The sequence below is a fragment of the Paenibacillus sp. PL91 genome (assembly GCF_012935325.2).
Lineage (GTDB): Bacteria > Bacillota > Bacilli > Paenibacillales > Paenibacillaceae > Pristimantibacillus.
Genome location: NZ_JABBYG020000005.1, coordinates 429,350 through 449,460 on the forward strand (window position 1 = coordinate 429,350; position 20,111 = coordinate 449,460).

At 48.0% G+C, this 20,111-nt stretch carries 14 protein-coding genes; 9 read left to right on the plus strand and 5 right to left on the minus strand.

From position 1 onward, the window contains the following. Positions 1-41: 41 nt before the first annotated feature. Positions 42-680, minus strand: coding sequence for a CAP domain-containing protein (locus HI950_RS15185; RefSeq protein WP_169084823.1), 639 nt, complete (start codon positions 678-680; stop codon positions 42-44). A gap of 291 nt (positions 681-971) precedes the next feature. Here HI950_RS15185 and HI950_RS15190 point away from each other — a divergent pair, with 291 nt between their 5' ends. Then, entirely contained in the window at positions 972-1,172 is a 201-nt protein-coding gene (locus tag HI950_RS15190; protein ID WP_053377054.1) for a cold-shock protein, read from the plus strand. 123 nt (positions 1,173-1,295) lie between these two features. Here the strand turns inward: HI950_RS15190 and fabV are convergent, their stop codons facing one another. Together fabV and HI950_RS15200 are read right to left on the minus strand one after the other, a co-directional pair. Next, positions 1,296-2,486, minus strand: a complete 1,191-nt coding sequence (fabV, locus tag HI950_RS15195) for an enoyl-ACP reductase FabV (RefSeq protein ID WP_169084821.1) — start codon at positions 2,484-2,486, stop codon at positions 1,296-1,298. 212 nt (positions 2,487-2,698) lie between these two features. Continuing rightward, positions 2,699-2,908 carry an alpha/beta-type small acid-soluble spore protein gene (locus tag HI950_RS15200; RefSeq protein ID WP_169084819.1) on the minus strand — a complete coding sequence of 70 codons (210 nt, stop codon included), beginning with the start codon at positions 2,906-2,908 and terminating at the stop codon, positions 2,699-2,701. A gap of 132 nt (positions 2,909-3,040) precedes the next feature. Here HI950_RS15200 and HI950_RS15205 point away from each other — a divergent pair, with 132 nt between their 5' ends. Then, on the plus strand, positions 3,041-3,661 hold the full coding sequence (locus HI950_RS15205) for an ATP-dependent DNA ligase (RefSeq protein WP_169084817.1): 621 nt from the start codon (positions 3,041-3,043) through the stop codon (positions 3,659-3,661). Between the two features lie 459 nt (positions 3,662-4,120). Next, a complete protein-coding gene (locus tag HI950_RS36715) occupies positions 4,121-8,749 on the plus strand; it encodes a LamG-like jellyroll fold domain-containing protein (protein WP_169084815.1) in 4,629 nt (1,542 codons plus the stop codon). A gap of 397 nt (positions 8,750-9,146) precedes the next feature. On the opposite strand, the gene HI950_RS15215 is transcribed toward HI950_RS36715, so the two are convergent. Then, on the minus strand, positions 9,147-9,632 hold the full coding sequence (locus tag HI950_RS15215; RefSeq protein ID WP_169084813.1) for a C40 family peptidase: 486 nt from the start codon (positions 9,630-9,632) through the stop codon (positions 9,147-9,149). A 170-nt stretch (positions 9,633-9,802) separates the two neighbouring features. Beyond that, complete coding sequence (locus tag HI950_RS15220; protein ID WP_169084812.1) at positions 9,803-10,783, minus strand: aldo/keto reductase; 981 nt, start codon at positions 10,781-10,783, stop codon at positions 9,803-9,805. Positions 10,784-11,041: 258 nt separating this feature from the next. Here HI950_RS15220 and HI950_RS15225 point away from each other — a divergent pair, with 258 nt between their 5' ends. From HI950_RS15225 to HI950_RS15250, 6 genes are all read left to right on the plus strand, one after another. Continuing rightward, positions 11,042-11,821, plus strand: coding sequence for an alpha/beta hydrolase (locus HI950_RS15225; RefSeq protein ID WP_169084810.1), 780 nt, complete (start codon positions 11,042-11,044; stop codon positions 11,819-11,821). A gap of 221 nt (positions 11,822-12,042) precedes the next feature. Continuing rightward, on the plus strand, positions 12,043-13,536 hold the full coding sequence (locus tag HI950_RS15230) for an alpha-N-arabinofuranosidase (RefSeq protein WP_169084808.1): 1,494 nt from the start codon (positions 12,043-12,045) through the stop codon (positions 13,534-13,536). Positions 13,537-13,549: 13 nt separating this feature from the next. Then, a complete protein-coding gene (locus tag HI950_RS15235) occupies positions 13,550-13,822 on the plus strand; it encodes a DUF6171 family protein (RefSeq protein WP_169084806.1) in 273 nt (90 codons plus the stop codon). A gap of 342 nt (positions 13,823-14,164) precedes the next feature. Continuing rightward, positions 14,165-15,178 carry an S-layer homology domain-containing protein gene (locus HI950_RS15240; RefSeq protein WP_169084804.1) on the plus strand — a complete coding sequence of 338 codons (1,014 nt, stop codon included), beginning with the start codon at positions 14,165-14,167 and terminating at the stop codon, positions 15,176-15,178. A 39-nt stretch (positions 15,179-15,217) separates the two neighbouring features. Next, positions 15,218-15,814 carry a TlpA family protein disulfide reductase gene (locus tag HI950_RS15245; protein WP_169084802.1) on the plus strand — a complete coding sequence of 199 codons (597 nt, stop codon included), beginning with the start codon at positions 15,218-15,220 and terminating at the stop codon, positions 15,812-15,814. A 90-nt stretch (positions 15,815-15,904) separates the two neighbouring features. Further along, entirely contained in the window at positions 15,905-20,050 is a 4,146-nt protein-coding gene (locus tag HI950_RS15250; protein ID WP_169084800.1) for a beta-L-arabinofuranosidase domain-containing protein, read from the plus strand. Positions 20,051-20,111: the final 61 nt, after the last annotated feature.

Sequence of the window (20,111 nt, forward strand, 5' to 3'; positions counted from 1 at the left end):
TTCAGATGTTACATCGGAGAGCTATGATAATATTCGCATAATTAACCGGTGAATTCTTGGACCCATGCGCCCTTGAAATAGGCGATGCCGATTTTCGAAAAGCTGCCGCTCAAAATATTCGCTCTGTGGCCTTCGCTGTTCATCCAGTCGTTCATGACCTGCTCGGGAGTAGGCTGGCCTTTAGCGATATTTTCGCCTGCGGCGTTATACGTAATTTGAAACTTTTTCATCATATCGAACGGCGATCCGTAGGTTGGGGAGTTATGGTCAAAATACTGATTGTTGATCATATCCTGCGCCTTGACCATCGCCATTTTAGACAAATTGCTGTCCATGCTTAGGGAGCTTAAGCCCGCCTTGGAACGCTCGGCATTTACGATTTGCAGCACTTTCTGGTCAAACTCAAGCGAAGTTGCAGGTTGCTCAGGCGCATAATCAATCGGATCCTGATTGCCGGATATCCATTTTGGAATGGCATGATTATTTTTTTTCATCGTAATGGATGACTTTCCTGCTTGAGGGGTTGCAACAGATGAGGCTTGCGTTACATTTGGTACCGAGTGAATCGTCGTTGTTTTTCTTTGCGATTCAGAAAGGGCGGACTGCTTGTTTGCAGCGTTATGATCGTTCGAACAGCCAGCGAGCATTAACAATGCAGCAATTACAATGTACTTTTTCATTGAACAGACTCCTCGATAGTTGGTTGTGGTGATTGCCATTAGGCTATATGATTACCTATAAAGACTGCTATTATGCCATTTTGAGGCGGGGAGCAGATAAATTAATCGTTATTTCGAAAAGGCACTTGCGTATTGTAAATGCCTATGGTATATTATCAATACAAACAACAAATTTAACCTTGAATTCACATATTGAAAAGGTTGTCATTTGTATGATGATATCTTTTTCAATGTGTGATTTTTAGTTTTTCTGGAAAAAACATGTTAAAAAAATTATTGGAGGTTTTTATAATGGAACAAGGTACAGTGAAATGGTTTAACGCAGAGAAAGGTTTTGGCTTTATCGAAGTGGAAGGCGGCAACGATGTATTCGTACATTTCTCCGCAATTCAAGGCGAAGGCTTCAAATCCCTTGACGAAGGTCAACGCGTTGAGTTCAACGTAACTCAAGGCAACCGTGGACCACAAGCAGAAAACGTTGTAAAACTGTAGTATTTAAATGAAGAGCCCTTAACTTCGGTTAAGGGCTTTTTTTTATTGCAGTAACGAGCGGAGCATTAAAACAGAAAAAGCCACCACAAGCGGTTTTCATGCTCGTGGTGGCTTTTCAACGAATTAACGGAGATTAGCAATGTTTACTTCTGGATTCACGTCTTCCTCGTAATTAATGCCGTCTGTTTCAAAGCCGAACAGCTGGAAAAATTCACGACGATAGCCTTCAAGATCGGATAGGTCATACACATTTTCCGTAGATAGCTTAGCCCATACTTCTGCAACCTCAGCTTGGATTTCTGGTCTCATCTCCCAATCATCGACACGGATAAGCCCTTTCTCGTCAACGAGCGTTTCACCTTGGCCATACAGACGCTCGGAGAACAGACGATACATTTGCTCAATGCAGCCCTCGTGAATGCCTTTTTCCTTCATGACTTTATATAGCGCGGATATATAGAGCGGAACGACTGGAATAGCCGAGCTCGATTGCGTTACCAGTGCTTTGTTGACGGATACGAAAGCGCGGCCGCCATTTGAGCTAAGCTGTGTATTTAGGCGCTGGGCTGTCGCTTCAAGGTCGTTTTTGGCTGCGCCAATCGTGCCTTCGCGGTAGACTGCATGCGTAATTTCAGGTCCGATGTAGGAATAAGCAACTGTTGTTGCGCCTTCAGCTAGCGCACCTGCATTCTGAAGGTCGTCAATCCACATCTGCCAGTCCTCGCCGCCCATAACCGCAATGGTCTGGCGCAGCTCGTCCTCAGTAGCTGGCTCGATTGTCGCTTGCGTCACTTCACCGCTGTGGAAGTTAACGGTTTTGTTCGTATACGTGCCGCCAAGCGGCTTAATAACGGAAGCGAAGGTTTCACCAGTTTTAGGGTGTGTGCGGCGCGGGGAAGCGACGCTATACACGACCAAATCAATTTGTCCAAGCTCGGTGCGAATAAGGTCGATCGTTTTCGCTTTAATTTCGTCGGAAAATGCATCTCCAACGATGCTGTAGGATTTACGGCCAGCAGCGGCTGCTGCCTCTTCGAAAGCAGCGGAATTGTACCAGCCGGCCGATGCCGTACGTGCGCCCTCAGCTGCTTTGTCAAAGTAAACGCCGATCGTGTTAGCGCCTGCCGCAAAAGAGGATACGATGCGGGAAGCGAGGCCATAGCCCGTTGAGGCACCAATGACTAGCACGTTGCGCGGTCCTTCGATAGCTGGCTGTGCTTGGACATAATCGATCTGGCGCTGCACTTGCTGCGCGCAGCCCTCCGGATGTGCAGTAGTACAAATGAAGCCTCTCGTTTTCGGTTGAATAATCATATTGGAATATTCCTTTCTTTTATGGAATTCGTTTGTTTACATTATGTAACGGTACAACGGGACAACTCTATCCCATTTTACCGACTTTTGCTGCATAAGGGAAGTTCCCCTTGACGCGTTAAGCATTTATTTGCAAAAAAAGATTAGCGAGATTCAAACAAATAAGCGCCGAGTCAGCCATTTAGCTAACTCGGCGCTTATTTATGTGAAAGTTAACGACGACCTGAGAGCTGCTGCTCAGCCATTTGAACAAGCCGGCGAGTAATTAAACCGCCGATGGAGCCCATATCGCGTGTAGTCATATTGCCGTAATAGCCGTCTTGCGGAAGTTGAATGCCAAGCTCTTGAGCAACTTCAAATTTAAGCTGGTCGAGCGCTGCGCGCGCTTGCGGTATAAGAAGTTGATTTGTACGGTTTGCCATCTTTTCTCAGCCTCCTTCTTGGTCCTATTATGCGGAACCTTTGAAGAGATTATTCGCTAATTGCACCTAAATTTACCGCCTATTTTCAGAATGAGTCCGTGCTAAAATGGTTAGACGGAAGGAGGCGGCGTTATGTTTATGAAGCCTATGCTCATGACGAGGTATGAGAAGCCTTTTGATGATGAAAATTATATATTTGAACCGATTATTGACGGACATCGGCTGCAGCTTTCCTTTATGGCAAGCAAAGCGAAATTATATACGAGGCATTTTAACGAAATTACGCAGCAATATCCCGAACTACATAATGTTCCTTTGAGAAAGCCCGCCGATGTCGTGTTAGACGGCGAGGTTGCTTATGTAAATCCGCACACGGGAGCAATAGAGTTCGATACGCTGCAGGAACGATTCCGGTTAAAGAAACAGCCCCGTATTCGGGATGCCAGGCATACAACGCCGGTGAAGTTTTTTGTATTCGATATTCTCTTCTATAACGGGGTTGATCTGAGGGACACGCCGCTGCTTGAGCGAAAGAGGCTGCTTAACGTTATTTTGGAGGATAATGCTTACTATAAGAAGATGCTGTTCGTAGACACGAATGGCAGAGCTTTATTTGATCTCGTCAAGCGCTCTGATCTTGAAGGTGTCGCGTGCAAACGGAAGGACAGTGTATACGCGGAAGGGCGCGGGGACAGCTGGCTAAAGGTCAAAAATGACGAATATGGCATTTTGCCGATGGCTGACACGCATTAGGAAGAGGGAGCTTCTAAACGGAGACATTGTTAATGCAATTATTAATTAATATACTTATTCGAAAATATGGTTTGAGTGGGATGCTGGCGTAAATGTCGTTGGCGTCTTTTTTTGTTGCAAAAATAATTGGAGTTACTATATAGCTTGGGATTAGCCTATTCTCATTGCGAAATTGTTATTGACGATAAGTGAGAACTGTCGTTACAATATAATAATTAACATTATTAGTAATCAGTTAATAAAAATATTCTTTAAACTGCTACTAATGTTTTTGGATTTCGAGGTTGCGAAAAGAGTTGAAGTCGGGAATGGTAAGATTCATTTTGATTTCGTGAAATGAAAGCGCTCTTTTGGAGTCGGACAATTGTGGAAGGAGGTTGTGTAAAATATTCACGCAATTTAATTTAATAACCGTATTTTAAAACGAGTGTAGGTTTGAATCGGAAGGGGACAAACGTGGTGAATCAATCATTTAACAAATTAATAGCAATCGCTCTTGCATTCGTTTTGCTGTTGCCTGCGCAATTGGTTATGGCGGCTGATGTGGAAACTGGAGAAGCAATAAGCAAGCAAGAGATGACAGCTGCAAGCAGCACGTACTCCGATGTATATGGGCATTGGGCTGAGAAGGATTTTAACGTTTGGCAGAATAAACAACTGATTAAAGGCTATGGCGACGGTATTTTCAAGCCGAATCAGGCGATTAGCCGCGCGGAATTTATAACGTTGATCAATCGCGTATTCCGGTTTGTTGAAGAGCAAGAGGTATCGTTCTCGGATGTACCCGCATCAAGCGCCTTTTTTAAGGAAATGGGGAAAGCGTTGGCAGCAGGATACATAACCGGCTACAGCGATGGAACGATCCGTCCGAACGGTTTGATCACTCGCCAAGAGGCAGCGGTTATGTTGTTCAGAGCGTTCAGGTTGAAAAGCACAGTAAATCATGAAAGCGCTCTTACCGATCTAGCAGTGCTGCCTGCTTGGAGCAAGGTCGCTGTAGATACATTAGTAAATGAGAGCTACATCGAAGGATACGAGGACAAGACCTTTAAACCAACGAAAAAGATTACAAGAGCAGAGGCGCTTCGCCTCGTAAACAATATTTCCGGCGAGATTTTGACAGAGGAAGGCACTTATTCAGATGTCATCACCCGTAATATAGTCATCAATAAAGCAAATATTACGTTGAAGGATACGCAAATCGAAGGCAATCTGTATTTATCGGAAGGGATAGCCGAAGGCGATGTTGTGCTGGACAACGTAACGGTGAAGGGTGCTTTGCATGTATTCGGCGGCGGAGAGAACAGCATTAAAGTAAATGACTCGGATATTGCGCAGCTATTTGTCGATAAGAAGAATGGCAAGCTCCGGGTTGTTACGCAAGGCAAAACAACGGTCGGTCAAGTGTTCGTCCTATCCGGCGTCAAGCTAGAGGAGGATGCAGCGTTAACTGGCGCGGGTTTCGGGAAAGTAATCCTTGAGGAGGAAATGAGAGCAAACGCTACGGTTGATCTTTCAGGCAGCTTTGAGCAAGTGGATGTACAGGCCTTATCTGCTCCTGCCATTCATCTCCTAAAAGGGATCATTAATAAAATGATCGTGGCGCAAAAAGCCGCCTTGCACGTCGAAGAGGCTTCCGAAATCAAGGATATCGTCATTTCATTTGACGGCAAGATCAACGTCGTTGGCAAAGGGAAAGTGATAAGCGATTCGGCAAACGGAGCAAAAATAGAGCGTGATACTGCTCCTTCCATATCTAACCCTTCAGGTCCTGCGGCGACGCCGGAACCAACGGTTGCGCCAACAACAGCACCAACAACAGCACCATCAGAAACGCCAGAGCCGACAACGGCTCCAGCTCCTGTGTTTCAAAACGTATCGGTGCATGATCCATCCGTTATAAAAACAGACGGCACCTATTATGTGTTTGGTTCCCATTTGGCGGCAGCCAAATCAAATGATCTCATGAGCTGGTCGCTCATCGACTCGGGCGTAACCGACACGAACAAGCTCTTCAAGAGCGCGGAGAGCGATGTCAAAAAAGAACTGGCTGAAGCGTTTGGCTGGGCGGAAACGGATACGCTTTGGGCTGCAGATGTCATTCAGCTTGCCGACGGCAAGTTTTATATGTACTACAATGCTTGCAAAGGAGATCAGCCGCTCTCGGCGATGGGCATTGCAGTAGCGGATAGCATAGAAGGACCTTATGTCAATAAAGGCATCTTCTTGAAATCAGGCAAAGGCATCAGCGCAGACGGAACTGCTTATAATGGCACCAAGCATCCGAATGTCGTCGATCCAGATACCTTTTTCGATAAGGATGGCAAGCTGTGGATGGTATACGGCTCGTATTCCGGAGGCATTTATATTTTGGAGATGAACCCCGAGACGGGCTTCCCGCTAGAGAATCAAGGCTACGGAAAACGCTTGATGGGGCAAAATCACAGCAGGATCGAGGCGCCGTACATTCAATATAATAAGGCCAATGGCTACTATTATTTATTCGTCACCTTCGGTGGCCTTGATGCGGTAGGCGGCTACAATATGCGGGTATCGCGATCCTTAAACCCGGATGGTCCTTATGTGGATTACGAAGGCCAGGATATGATCAACGCCCATGGCCCTGCCGGCTCTTTCTTTAAGGATGATGCGATTGCGCCATTTGGCGTGAAGCTGTTCGGAAACTTTATGTTTAGCAACTTAAATGGCGAAGCGGACTTTCCGGTTTACGGCTATGTATCTGCTGGTCATAACTCGACCTATTTGGACGAAGCAACGGGCAAGTGGTTCAATATTTTCCACAGCCGGTTTCCGTTCCGCGGGGAAGGCCATGAGGTTCGCGTCCATCAAATGTTCATGAATCAGGATGGATGGCCGGTTGTCGCTCCCCATCGCTACAATGGAGAGACGATTGCGAAAATATCAGAAAGCGACGTCGTAGGCGACTATCATTACATGAATCACGGGAAAGAGATTACGAAGGATATTAAGCCCTCTGTACACGTAAAGCTGGAAGCGGACGGTACCATTACGGGCGCGGCAACCGGTACTTGGGAGCTGGATGGCGATTATTTTGCCAAGCTTACCGTTAATGAAGGTAGTGGTGAAGCAGTCGTTCCAACCACGTACAAAGGCGTGTTTGTTCGGCAATGGGATTCTACGACGCAATCTTATGTGATGGCATTCAGCGTTTTGTCAGGCAAAGGTACTGCGGTATGGGGGAGTCAGCTTGCCATGCTGTCTGACCAGGAAATTGTAACAAATGCGGTGAATCTATTAACGCTTGGCGATACGAGCCGTATTTTCAATCCTATTTCACTGCCTAGCGAGGCTGCAAGCAATTGGCCGATCGTATGGGAGTCCTCAAACCCGGCTATCGTTTCGGCTAGCGGAGCTGTAACAAGGCCGGCATACGGCGAGGGAAATGCGACCGTGCAATTAACGGCAACGATTACGCTTGGAACGGCTTCAGCATCCAAGACGTTTACTCTAATCGTTCAGCAGAAAAACGAAAGTGTTTTAGCGGATGGGTTGGTTGCTCAGTATAACTTTGAGGACAATCTCGAAGAATTTACGGGTCATTCCGCTGCAGGAGCAGTGACAGGAAATAAGATTGATCAAGCAGGCGGGCAAATCGCATTTGCTGCCGGTGCCGCTGGGAAGGGCAAAGCGGCAAGCTTTGACGGCGCAACTGGTGTGCTGCTGCCTGAGGGCTTGATTTCGACAAACGATTATACGGTATCGATGTGGTTGAACCCGGAAGAGGCTGCGAATCTTGCACCAGCCTTCTTTGGCGCTCAGACGATGGAGAGCTGGATTAGCTTTTTGCCGAGAGGCCATGATTTTGCAAAAAACAATACGATGCTTTGGTCGGGAACAGCATGGTCCGACGCTGCAACCGGCGTCAAAATCAATTTGGACGAATGGACGCATATTGCCTTTACCGTTCAAAACGGCGATGCAAAGGTATATATTAATGGCGTTCAGAAATATGCGGGAACAGGCATGCCTCATGTTTTTAAAGACAAACAAGGCGTATTCGCGCTTGGTGTCAACTATTGGGACACCCCGTATAAGGGGCTCATTGACGAGGTTCGAATCTACGACATGGCGTTAGACGCGGAGAAGATTGGATGGCTAGCTCTGGGCGAGCCTGATTCTTCGGTGCTCGTAACGGCGATTTCGCTTAGTACTGCGGAGAAAGCGATAGCGATCGGTACCGCCTTTACGCCACAGGTTGCAGTTATGCCCGCAAATGCCGCCAACAAGGCGCTAGCGTGGACCTCCGAGGATTCCAGCATAGCTGCCGTGGATGCGTTGACTGGACAAGTAACTGGCATAGCATTCGGCACGACTACCATAACGGCTACAGCCAAAGATGACGGACATAAAACGGCAGCCTATACGGTACATGTAACGGACGGCAAGGTTGCGCACTACGCTTTTGAGAGCAATCTTGGAGATTCGCTCGAGCGTGCGGCTGACGGCGCAGTTACTGGAAATCGAGTAAATAATACGGGCGGCTCCATCGCATATGAGGCAGGTATTGCGGGGGCGGCAGCAGCATTAAATGGTGCATCCGGCATCCGACTGCCTGACGGAATCATTGACGGCAACGTCTATTCGGTATCGATGTGGCTGAATCCAGCAGAAACAACGACCTTTACCGCGGCTTTCTTTGGGGCTCGCACCAATGATAGCTGGATTAGTTTCGTGCCAAATGGTCCTAGCAACAATGATACGATGCTTTGGTCGGGCACAGCCTGGTATGATGCAAGCGCCGGAATGAAAATGAACCTCGGACAATGGACGCATGTTGCATTTACGGTGAATAACGGTGAAGCAAGGGTATATATGAACGGCGTTCAAAAATTCGCAGGCACCGGCTTTCCGAATGTATTCACAGACAGCAGCGGCGTTTTTGGCTTAGGGGTTAATTATTGGGATACCCCGTTTAAGGGCATGGTGGATGAGTTGAAAATATATAGCCTAGCGCTAAGCGCCGAGCAGGTGTCGGCTGATTTTGCGCTTGGCAATCCGGCAAACGCCGCTTCATCCGAATTGAACGAGACGAGTGGCTCGCAATGAAGACGAATCCCGCATATATGAAAAAGCGCTGAGTGCGGGCGAGATCGCGATTTTAGAAAATTAAAGAGAAAGAAGGGGGCATAACCAATAACTTGGTTATGCCCCCGATATGCTGCGGTCTTTCCCTGAGCTTCACTTTGGGGGAGGCCGCTTCACTTTTCCGAGCAAAGTATGAAATGGTATAGAAGACGGATATTTAATGATTCATATGTCATCTATATGGTTAAGTAGATTGTAGGAATAACACCGCTAATAAATGGGCAGCGGCATGCAGGAAGCTTAAAGAGAGGCATAGCATCGAAATCAGCAGCTTTAGCAGCATACGATATAACGAAAGAAGGAGCTGCAAATCGCGTTAAGCGATCACAACTCCATTCTATAGCACTCTGATGGACAACTAACTTAATACACGTCTCGCCGTCACGTAGCTCTTGGACCAATAGCTTAAATTTAGACTAGATACCGTAACGCCCTGGCTCGAGGAGCTGTGAATGATTTTATTGTTGCCAGCGTAAATAGCAACATGGCTAATCGACTTGCCGTTTGTTTTGAAAAAAACAAGATCGCCCATGCTTAGGGAGCCTTTTGGAACCTTCTCGCCAATCGTTGCTTGGGCAGTGGAAGTCCGTGGAAGGGAAACGTCTAGCCCTTTGAATAGGAATTGCGTGAACGAAGAGCAGTCAAAAGCGTATGTAACGCCAGCAGGTGCACCGAATTTATATGGAGTTCCAATGTATGCTTTGCCTTCAGAAACAAGATCGATCGTTTCAGGTGTTGCAGCCTGCGCTTTTTGCGCAAATGATCCGAATGTGATTGCCGACATGACGATCGCGCTGCATATGCCTGCTTTTGCAATTGATTTCATAAATTTTGATTTTCTCATGCTGTCAGGTAGTCCCTCCGCGTTTTCGTATTATGTGTGTAATGACTATAACACATTTACAAAACGGCAATTTTCGCTCATGAGAACGAAAAGGCGGTAAGAATAGGGATTATGAGCAATTATGAGAAATAAATGAAAAAATATTAATGAAAAAAGGCAAATTATGCGACTTAAGGCATATTTACGCCTCTAGCGCTTACAAGAAGGGTGTACCATTGCTCTCTTGTCATCAATTCCGCTTGTTTTTCAGCATCTTTACAAGCTAGAATACGCTCTGGATTCACGGTGCCGATAACGGGTTGAATGCGAGCAGGATGCTTCATCAGCCAACCTAGGACGATTGCTTCCGGCGTTGTATCGTTCTCATCCGCCAGCTGCTTAACGAGAGCGGCTGTTTGCAATTCCGCTTCTTTCGCATTGTCAGACGGTCTGCCGGAAAATCTGCCTTGTGCGAGGGGACCCCACGCTTGAATTTGAATATTTTCCATTTGCATAAACTCCATATGCCCTTCAGGAAAACTATCATTTAGTCCGGCTTTTTGGTTGACATGAACGCCATGATCGACCCAGTCATGACGCAGCAGGCTCATCTCAAGCTGATTCACAACTATTGGGTCTGGCAATTCACGCTGCAAGAAACGGATTTGGCCAGGGCTCATATTAGAGACGCCAAAGTTGCGTACCTTGCCAGCGAGTTTCAGCTTCGTGAAGGCTTCAGCGATTTCGTCAGGTTCCATGAGCGGATCTGGACGGTGAAGCAGCAGAACATCCAAGTACTCTATGCCAAGCCGCTCTAAGATTCCGTCTACCGAACCCAAAATATGCTCCTTTGAGAAATTGAATCGTCCTGGCAGTACGCCATCCGCCAATTGAATGCCTACTTTGGATTGGATAACCATTTGTTCGCGCAGCCTCGGCTGCTGCTTGAGCACTTGTCCAAATACGGATTCCGCTTTTCCTCTTGTATAAATGTCCGCATGGTCATACATCGTAATGCCGATTGACAAAGCTGCCTCAACTGCAGCCTCCGCTTGAGAGATATGATGGGATGTAATCGGGTCTGCTAGGTCCCAGCTTCCGCCGAGCCCCATGCAGCCTAGCACAAGTCGACTGTCTGATATTCCGCGACGAGCTAATGGCATCAATTTCATTTTTTATCATCCTCCGCAATCGATTTAAATTTACCTTCAATCGGATTCTATTATACCGTTCTATTTCAAATCATATAAGCACTGAAAAAAAGTTCACTAACTAACCTTGTGACACCTATTATATGAAATAAACGCTGCTGCAAGCTATCATTGCAAGCGCTTCTTTTTGATGCTACATTACATAGTGATTAGGTTCTAAAGAGAATGCTGGGTGAAAATAGTCCAGCTTCGCTACTACATATTTGGGAGGAATATCGATTGGCTTATATTACCTGCAACTTTTTCTCGGAAGCGCTGGGCTTAAGCACGTCTATGACCGTTATTTTGCCGCAGCAAACTTCCTCGCAAATCGGGATGAATAACCGCAGCAGCAAGAAGCTGCACAAAACCTTATACTTATTGCACGGCTTATCCGACGACGATACGATTTGGTCAAGAAGAACGTCAATCGAGCGCTATGTAGCTGAGCTTGGGCTCGCCGTGGTCATGCCGAATGTGCATCAGAGCTTTTATACCGATATGGAGTACGGCAATAAATATTGGACTTTTCTAACGGAAGAGCTTCCGGCTATCGCCAGATCGTTCTTCCCTTTATCAGACGCACGCGAGGACAATTATGTTGCAGGCTTGTCGATGGGCGGCTACGGCGCCTTCAAATGGGCGCTTAGACATCCTGATCGGATCGCAGCTGCGGGCAGCTTGTCAGGCGCACTCGATATGGCAACCCATATCAAGCAACCGGATCATATGAAGCCGTTATTCAACCTTATTTATGGAGATAAAGAGATAAAAGGCACCAATGAGGATTTATTGCATCTTGTTGCAGAGCTGTCTTCTTCGAATTTGCCGAAGCCGGCATTATATCAGTGCTGCGGCACGGAGGATTTCTTATACCATGATAATCTCGCATTCCGCGATGCCTGCAAGCAGGCAGATTTTCCTTTGACGTACGTAGAAGGTCCAGGCAGTCACGAGTGGGGCTATTGGGACACGCATATCCAGCATTTTTTACGGTGGCTGCCAGTCGATAACGAGTAGATAGCAATTGCACGATACGAGTAAATAGAGTGAGAGAAGGAAGCTTTCAGCCGGAATGGCTGGAAGCTTTCTTTTTTATTTATTTTAGGGTTGCAAAATGAATCCGCTGCCATTATGCTTTGTATAGGATTAATGTTTATGTTTATGGATCAATAGATACATTAATTCAATTGTTGTAATACGTTATTTATTCTAATCATACCGAAGCGAGGGCGAATAATTTGGCAAACCGCGTAACCATTAATGCCGATTTGGCAGCAGGTACAATTAACCGCAATATTTATGGGCATTTTTCCGAGCATTTGGGTCGTTGTATTTATGAAGGCATTTGGGTGGGCGAGGATTCCCCAATCCCGAACACGAACGGTATCCGCAATGATGTTGTAGCCGCGCTCAAGCAGCTAAAAATTCCAGTGCTGCGCTGGCCGGGCGGCTGCTTTGCCGATGAATACCATTGGAAGGACGGCATCGGACCGCGCGAATCCCGCAAGCGGATGATTAATACGCACTGGGGCGGCGTCGTTGAAAACAACCATTTTGGCACCCATGAGTTTTTGATGCTGTGTGAAATGCTGGAGTGCGAGCCTTACATTTCGGGTAACGTGGGAAGCGGCACCGTTCAGGAAATGTCTGAATGGGTGGAATACATGACGTTTGACGGCGTGTCGCCGATGGCGGAACTGCGCCAAGAAAACGGCAGAAAGAAGCCGTGGAACGTTAAATATTTTGGCGTAGGCAATGAGAACTGGGGCTGCGGCGGCAACATGCGTCCCGAGTATTACGCTGATCTCTATAGAAGATACCAAACCTTCGTCCGCAACTACGGCGAGAACAAGATCCACAAAATCGCATGCGGACCAAACGTTGACGATTATCACTGGATGGAAGTTCTGATGCGTGAAGCGCATCGCATGATGGATTCGATTTCCTTGCATTATTACACGATTCCGGGTGAATTTTGGACGCAAAAAGGCGCGGCAACGGGCTTCTCCGAGGATGAATGGTACTCCACGCTGAAGAAAGCGCTATGGATGGATGAGCTGATCGAGCGCCATTCAACGATTATGGACAAGTATGACCCGAGCAAACGGGTTGGTCTAATCGTTGACGAGTGGGGAACTTGGTTCGATGTAGAGCCGGGTACGAACCCAGGCTTCCTCTACCAGCAGAACACGATTCGCGATGCGCTTGTGGCGGGCGTTACGCTGAACATTTTCCACGACCATTGCGACCGGGTGCAAATGGCTAACATCGCGCAGGTCATCAACGTGCTGCAATCGGTTATTTTGACCGAGGGCGAGAAAATGATTCTGACGCCAACGTATCATGTATTTGATATGTACAAGGTGCATCAGGATGCAACGCTGCTAACGACATCGATTGACAGTCAGGATTACGCCCATAACGATCAGAAGATTCCGCAAGTATCCGTTTCAGCGTCCAAGGATGCGGAAGGCCGCATTCATATCAGCTTGTGCAATCTGGACAATCAGTCCGGCGCTGACGTTGAAATTGATCTTCGCGGCTTAGCAGGCGCAGCGCTTAAGGTGTCGGGGACTGAGCTTACCGCGGCAATCAAGGATGCTCATAATACGTTTGAGCAGCCTGAAGCTGTTGCGCCGACCGCTTATCAAGCCTTTACGGTAGATGGCGCAACCATCAGCGCGAAGCTAGCGCCAATGTCGGTTACCGTTCTTGAACTGATTTCGGAATAAGGAACCGCTTATTATGAGCAGCAAAAATCAGTGCAAAGGCTGCCGGGACGAGTATCGTGTGACGGACGAGCAGATCGATCGTATTTTGGCGGCGCCGATGTTTCAATCGGACATCAGCGTACCCGATGATGTGTACGAGCAGCGCTTGCAGCAATGCAGCGGCTGCCCGAAGTTTCAATACGGCACAACATGCGTTATCTGCGGCTGCTTCGTGCGGATTGCCGCCAAATACAAAGACCGAGCCTGTCCATTGCCGGGCGAAAGCCGCTGGGCGAAGTATGCTTGAACATATATGAAGACAATTGGCCGCTTTCCGCTATTAGGGAAAGCGGCTTTATTGTAATAAAAACCCATTTCCCCCTTCAGCTAATGACCGCAGCCATTGCGGAACGGCGGAAATTCACAACTTTTAACCTGATATTGCAAATACTTTCCGAAATCATCTTTGTACAATAAAGCTAATTGGGAGGAAAGCTAGACCTGTTCTGAAAAGAAGGTGCTAATGTACAGCGGATGAATTGGCAGGCCTGTGTTGCTACAAAATGTATCGTCATGCCGTAAAATGCAGCCTATTAGCTGCGATGATCCTCTCATTAACAACTCTATGAATGTGGAAGGGACGATTTCTATGAAAAATTGTAAGCGTTTTACGATGATGGGCTTTATTGTTCTGCTGGTAGCCATGGCATTGCCGAGCTTCGTGTTTGCGGCTGAAACGCCTGTTTTCACGCTCACACAGGATATGTCGGATAAACAAATCAAGATTTCCATTACAGGAGATAAATTAAAAGATATGTACGCTTACGAAGTGAAGGTAGCATTTGATGCAAAGAAGCTTCGTTTCAAGAGCGCCAGCAGCGGCATAACAGGCTTCTCCATTACGCCAATGGTGGAAGGCGCGCAAATCGTATACGCTACAACCAAAATAGGCAAAAAAGCGGGAGAAAGCGGAAAGATTGTATTGTCCAGCTTGCTGTTTGAGGCTATTGGCAAAGGGAAGGCAGAAGTGAAGCTCACGGATGTGAAGCTCGTTAACAGCGCCCTTGAGTCGGTCACCTTAAAGCCGAACGCCAAGATAGCGGCAGAGCTTGGCAAATCGCCGGTGTTCTTCAAAGACATTGCGGGACATTGGGCAATTGCGTCGATTGAACGGGCCGTTGAGCTTGGCTTCATTAACGGTTACACCGACGGAACGTTCCGGCCGAACGCGCAGGTATCTCGTGCCGAGTTTGCAGCTATGCTCGTTCGTGCGCTTGATTTGCAGACGACAGCAGGCGCGAAATTATCGTTTAAGGACGCCGCAAGCATTCCAAGCTGGGCAACCGAGTTCGTAGGCGCGGCAGTGGACGCTGGCATCATAACTGGCTATGAGGATCAGACATTCCGTGCAAGCACCCCTATCAAACGGAGCGAGATTGCTGTAATGGTAGCGAGGGCGCTTAAATGGCAGGTTGATCCTTCCAAAAAATCATCGTTTGCCGACCGTGACCAAATTCCAGCTTGGGCTGATCCTTCTATCGCAATGGCTGCGGAAGCGGGCATCCTCAAGGGAAGAGGCGCTAATCAATTTGTGCCAAGCGCGAACGCCACACGGGCGGAAGCGGTAACTCTGCTGCTTGCCATGATCGATCTTAAAGACTAGCAGCCATAGTTAAACATCTGTGCGCGAGGAGTAGATAGAATGAAGAGCATGTTTTGGATTATAGCTGGATTTTTGCTTGCAACCGCTTTTGGCGTCGCTTTAATTGTGAATTCGGATCATACGAACGGCGAGGAAGGGAAGAAACTGAACGCTTCTGCGCTGGAGAGCGTGTTAAGCGCAGATCAAGAGGCGGCATTGCATCGCAAAACATCATCGGGTGTGAAAGCACCTGCCTTTACGCTAAAAGCGCTGGACGGTAAAACCTATACGATCGGAGAAAAGAGCGATAAACCGATCGTCTTGCAGTTTTGGGCGAGCTGGTGCGAAGCATGCACCGTGGAGGCGCCAACGCTCAAGAAGCTGCATGAAGCGTATCGGGATAAAGTCGAGTTTTATGGCGTCAACCTATCATCCGAGGAGAAGCAAGCGGACCATATTTCGGCATTCATTGAGCAAAACGGATGGAGCTTTACCAATTTGCTGGATGCCAATAAACGTGCTTCCTATTTATACGAGCTGCATGCGCTGCCAACGACCTTCATTATCGATAAGGATGGCACGCTGCGGGGTACCTTTCATATGGTAGATCCTATGGAATTTGAGCTGAAGCTGGATCAGCTGACGGAAGGGAGGTGAGCACGGAGAATAACGGTATCTATGAAAAATAACATCAAGCTCAACATACTTATTCATTATTTTGACCAATGTTAGAGGGAGTGAAGCAAGATGAGGTTCAGCGCAAAGCTGAAGTCTAGCATAGTGATGCTGCTTATATTCGCACTGTACATAAGCAGTTTTCTGCCAGCTGTCCACATAGAGGCAGCGGCTGAAGAGGAGCCAGGTTTTTTCGAGGATCATTTCAACAGGTCGGTTATTAATGAAAATTGGAATGTAATCGATGGCAGCTGGGCGACTGCTAACGGCAAAATGACAGCAGAGAGCGGCAGCGGCTCAAAGGCGCTCGTCAAACAGACAGAGGTACAGGATGGAAGCATCGAAGCAGACATTAGCTTTGCTAATCGAAACGGCGACGCTGGCTTGTTGATCCGTACAGTTAGTGCAGCGCCTGGCGCCGATAATGTACAAGGCTATTATGCAGGAATTTCCGCGCAAGGAACGGGCAGCGTGTTTCTGGGACGCATGGAAAACAAATGGACCGAGCTGAAGCGCGTGAAGATTGCGGTTGATCCAAGCACGGTATATCGTTTTAAAGCTACGGCTGAAGGGTCGCAAATCAAGCTTTATGTGAATGGCAATCTCGTATTAGAGCAGACGGATACGACATATACAAAGGGCCAGGTGGGCGTAAGGCTCTACCAGTCGCTGCCGACATACGACAATATTCAAGTAACTGATCAGCAGCAAATAGATGTATTCACGGACAATTTTGATGCTCCCCCGCAGGAGATGGCTTTGCCGAACTGGCAAACGATTCAAGGCGAATGGAGGCTGCAAACGGGAGGGATTACGGTTAACAAAGGCGCTAATCAAACACTGCTTGTGAAAGAAACCTCGTTTAATGATTTTACGGTAGAAACTGATTTGAAGCTGACGCAAGCGGACGGCTCAGCAGGACTCCTGTTTCGGAGCCAGCCCAGCGAAGCAGGAAAGCTGGTTCAAGGCTACTATGCAGGTCTGCAAGGCGATGGGAACCTCGTTCTCCGCCGCTTAAACGAGGAATGGACCGAACTGAAGGCGGTCAAAGCTTTGGACATTGTTGCCCCTAACAAGTTTTATCAGCTGAAAGTCGTCACTTATGGCTCTGGCATTAAGATTTATCTGGATGATATGCATAATCCGGTGCTGGATTACAGCGACGATAGCGCGCAGAAATTCACTGCGGGAGGCGTGGGGATTTGGGCTGATGAAACACAGCCTCTATTTGACCATTTTATTGCGAGCGATTATTACGTGCCAGCGGAGTCATTCAAAGAACCGGTAGGAAATAAAGCTCCGCTTCTGCAAACGCCGTTCGTACCGCTTCCACTAGGCTCCGTGAAGGCTGAGGGCTGGCTGCTTAAGCAGCTTGAGCTTATGAAGGATGGAGCAACCGGCTATGCGGAGGATTTGTACGGCGAGCTTAACACCAATTCCGAATGGCTTGGCGGGACAGCGCCTGAATCGAACTGGGAACGCCCCGTTTATTATGTGAAGGGCTTAGTAGCGCTTGCCTACACGCTAGACGACCCGGATCTGATCGCCAAGTCGCAAAAATGGGTCAATTGGATGCTGACTAGCCAGCAGGATGATGGCAACTTCGGTCCAGCCAGCGATAATGATTGGTGGCCGCGCATGGTTGCTATTTATGTGCTGAAGGATTATTACGAGGCGACTAACGATGAGAGGGTCATTCCGTTCCTAACCCACTATTTTCACTATCAGTTAAACAACTTGGATAAGCGTCCTCTATTTGATTGGGGACAAATTCGCAGCGGCGACAACTTAAACGTAGTCCTGTGGCTCTATAACCGAACAGGCGACAGCTTCCTGCTTCAATTGGCAGAAAAGCTGCATGAGCAAGGCACAGATACGACTGATGTTTTTGCGAACGATAACTTTTTGACAGCCGCTAAGAGCAATGCCGGCAACTTCTATACGCAGCATACGGTCAACGTTAACCAATCGATCAAGACACCTGCTATTTATTATCAATTATCGAAAAATGAAGCGGACAAAGATGCCTACCAGGCAGGCGTGGCGCATCTCAATCAATCCCATAACCAAATTACCGGCATCAATTCCGGTACCGAAATGCTGGCTGGGCTTGCATCGACGCAAGGGGTTGAGCTTTGTGCCATCGTTGAACGGATTCATAGCGACGCCGTCACGGCGATGATAACCGGCGATCCGACGATCGGCGATGCGCTTGAGAAGCTTACGTTCAACTCACTACCCGGTGCGATGAGCAAGGACATCAAGACGCATCAATATTATTCGCTGCCCAATCAAGTGCAGAGCAGCCTGACCGATCATGGCTTTAAGCAAAATTATGATACCGGCACCGTACAGTCGCCTTATTCGGGGTTTCCTTGCTGCCGCTTCAATATGCATTTGGGCTGGCCTTATTTCGTGAAGGATATGTGGGCGGGCACGGCTGATGGAGGGCTTGGCGTCATTGCCTACGGGCCTAGCCGCGTCTCGGCGAAAATCAAAGGCGCCAACGTCACAGTGAAGGAAACGACAAACTATCCGTTCGAGGACCAAATCCGGTTCACGATCGAAGAAGCGTCTGAAAGCGTTAAGTTCCCGCTTAAGCTGCGTATTCCCGATTGGACGGAAAATGCAACGATTATGGTGAACGGACAGCCGCAAGATGCGGTGATATCGGGGGAGTATTTCTCCATTGACCGGGAATGGAAGAAGGGGGATACGGTTGTACTGACCGTGCCGATGGAAATCAAAACGTCGACATGGGTAAACAACTCCATCGGCATTGAACGCGGACCGCTCGTCTTCTCGCTCAAAATCGAAGAAAACTGGGTGGAGCAATCGAATCCGGCACCTCAAGTGAGGGAGCCAGGCTTCAAGCAGTATAACATCAATGCTGAATCACCATGGAATTATGGTTTATTGATTGATCGTGACAACCCTGCCGATTCCATTGAGGTTATTATGACCGATATGCCGGAAAATCCATTTGTACAGGAGACGACCCCGATTAAGCTCATCGCGAAGGGGAAACGAATCCCGTCATGGGGCAAAGCGCCTAATGGCGTGTCGGCAGCGGAGCCGCCTGTCGGTCCTGTTTATTCCGAAGAGCCTACAGAGGAGATTACGCTTGTACCGTTCGGAGCGGAAAATTTGCGGGTTACCTATTTCCCTGAGGTGACGGGCGATCTAGACGTTCAACCGGCTAAGTATGAGGCTGAGAAGGCTGAGCTGTTCAAGGCAAGCGCTCGCAGCAATAACATCCACGCTTCCGAAGGCGGCTATGTTGGCGGTATCGATTATGAGGACAGCTATGTTCATTTTAATCAGGTTGAGGTTCCAAAGGCAGGAGTCTACAAAATGTTCATTTGGTACGCTCAAAACACGAATAACTACCAGCCTGCGACCGCAAAAATGATCATAAATGACAGCGTGGAGCAGACTGTACAGCTTTCCGGAACGATTAACTGGGGCAGATTTATGGCTACCAGCGTTAACGTTGAGCTTGAGGAGGGAGTCAACTCCATCAAATTTATGCGCGGCTCTGGAGCAAGTCCCGGCTTCTATGAGCTGGATTATATTGCTTTGGCGGCAGTAAACGGCGCAGCCGCTGGGCCGGAGGAGGAGCCGAAAGCAACGTTGACAGGTGCTGCAAGCGTAGCGAGCGGACAAAACATCGAGCTTTCTGTTGGCGCTGCCAGTGTCACCGCCAGCGTATATCAGAGCGTTTATGCGCAGGATATGACGGTATCCTATGATCCGAGCAAGCTTTCTTTCAAAGGTGCTTCCTCGCTCAGGGAAGGGCTGAATGTGCTTGAGGCAAAAGAGGTTGAACCGGGCAAAATCCGCATTCTCGCTTTTGCGCAGGGAGTGGGCTTTACGCCGAACGCGGACTGGCTGAAGCTGACCTTCCAAGCCGCTGCATTAGATTCGGCGGAGTCAACCAGCGTCACGTTGACGAATGCGAGACTTGCAAACGGCGATGGAGCTGAGCTTGCGCTAAGCGATGCTAAGCACAGCCTGCAAATAACCGCTCGAGCGCCTTCCGGCGACGTTAACCAGGATGACAAGGTTTCAATAGGCGATCTTGCCATTGTAGCTGCGGCTTATGGCAAAACGAGCGCAGATCCGGATTGGGCACAGTTTAAGAAGACAGATCTAAATCAAGACGGAAAAGTAGATATTGAGGATCTTGCGATGCTTGCTCGTTTAATAATCGGCTAAATGAACCATGGGGGAAGACACATCACTTCCCCCGACCCATTTAATATGAATTATTGGAGGT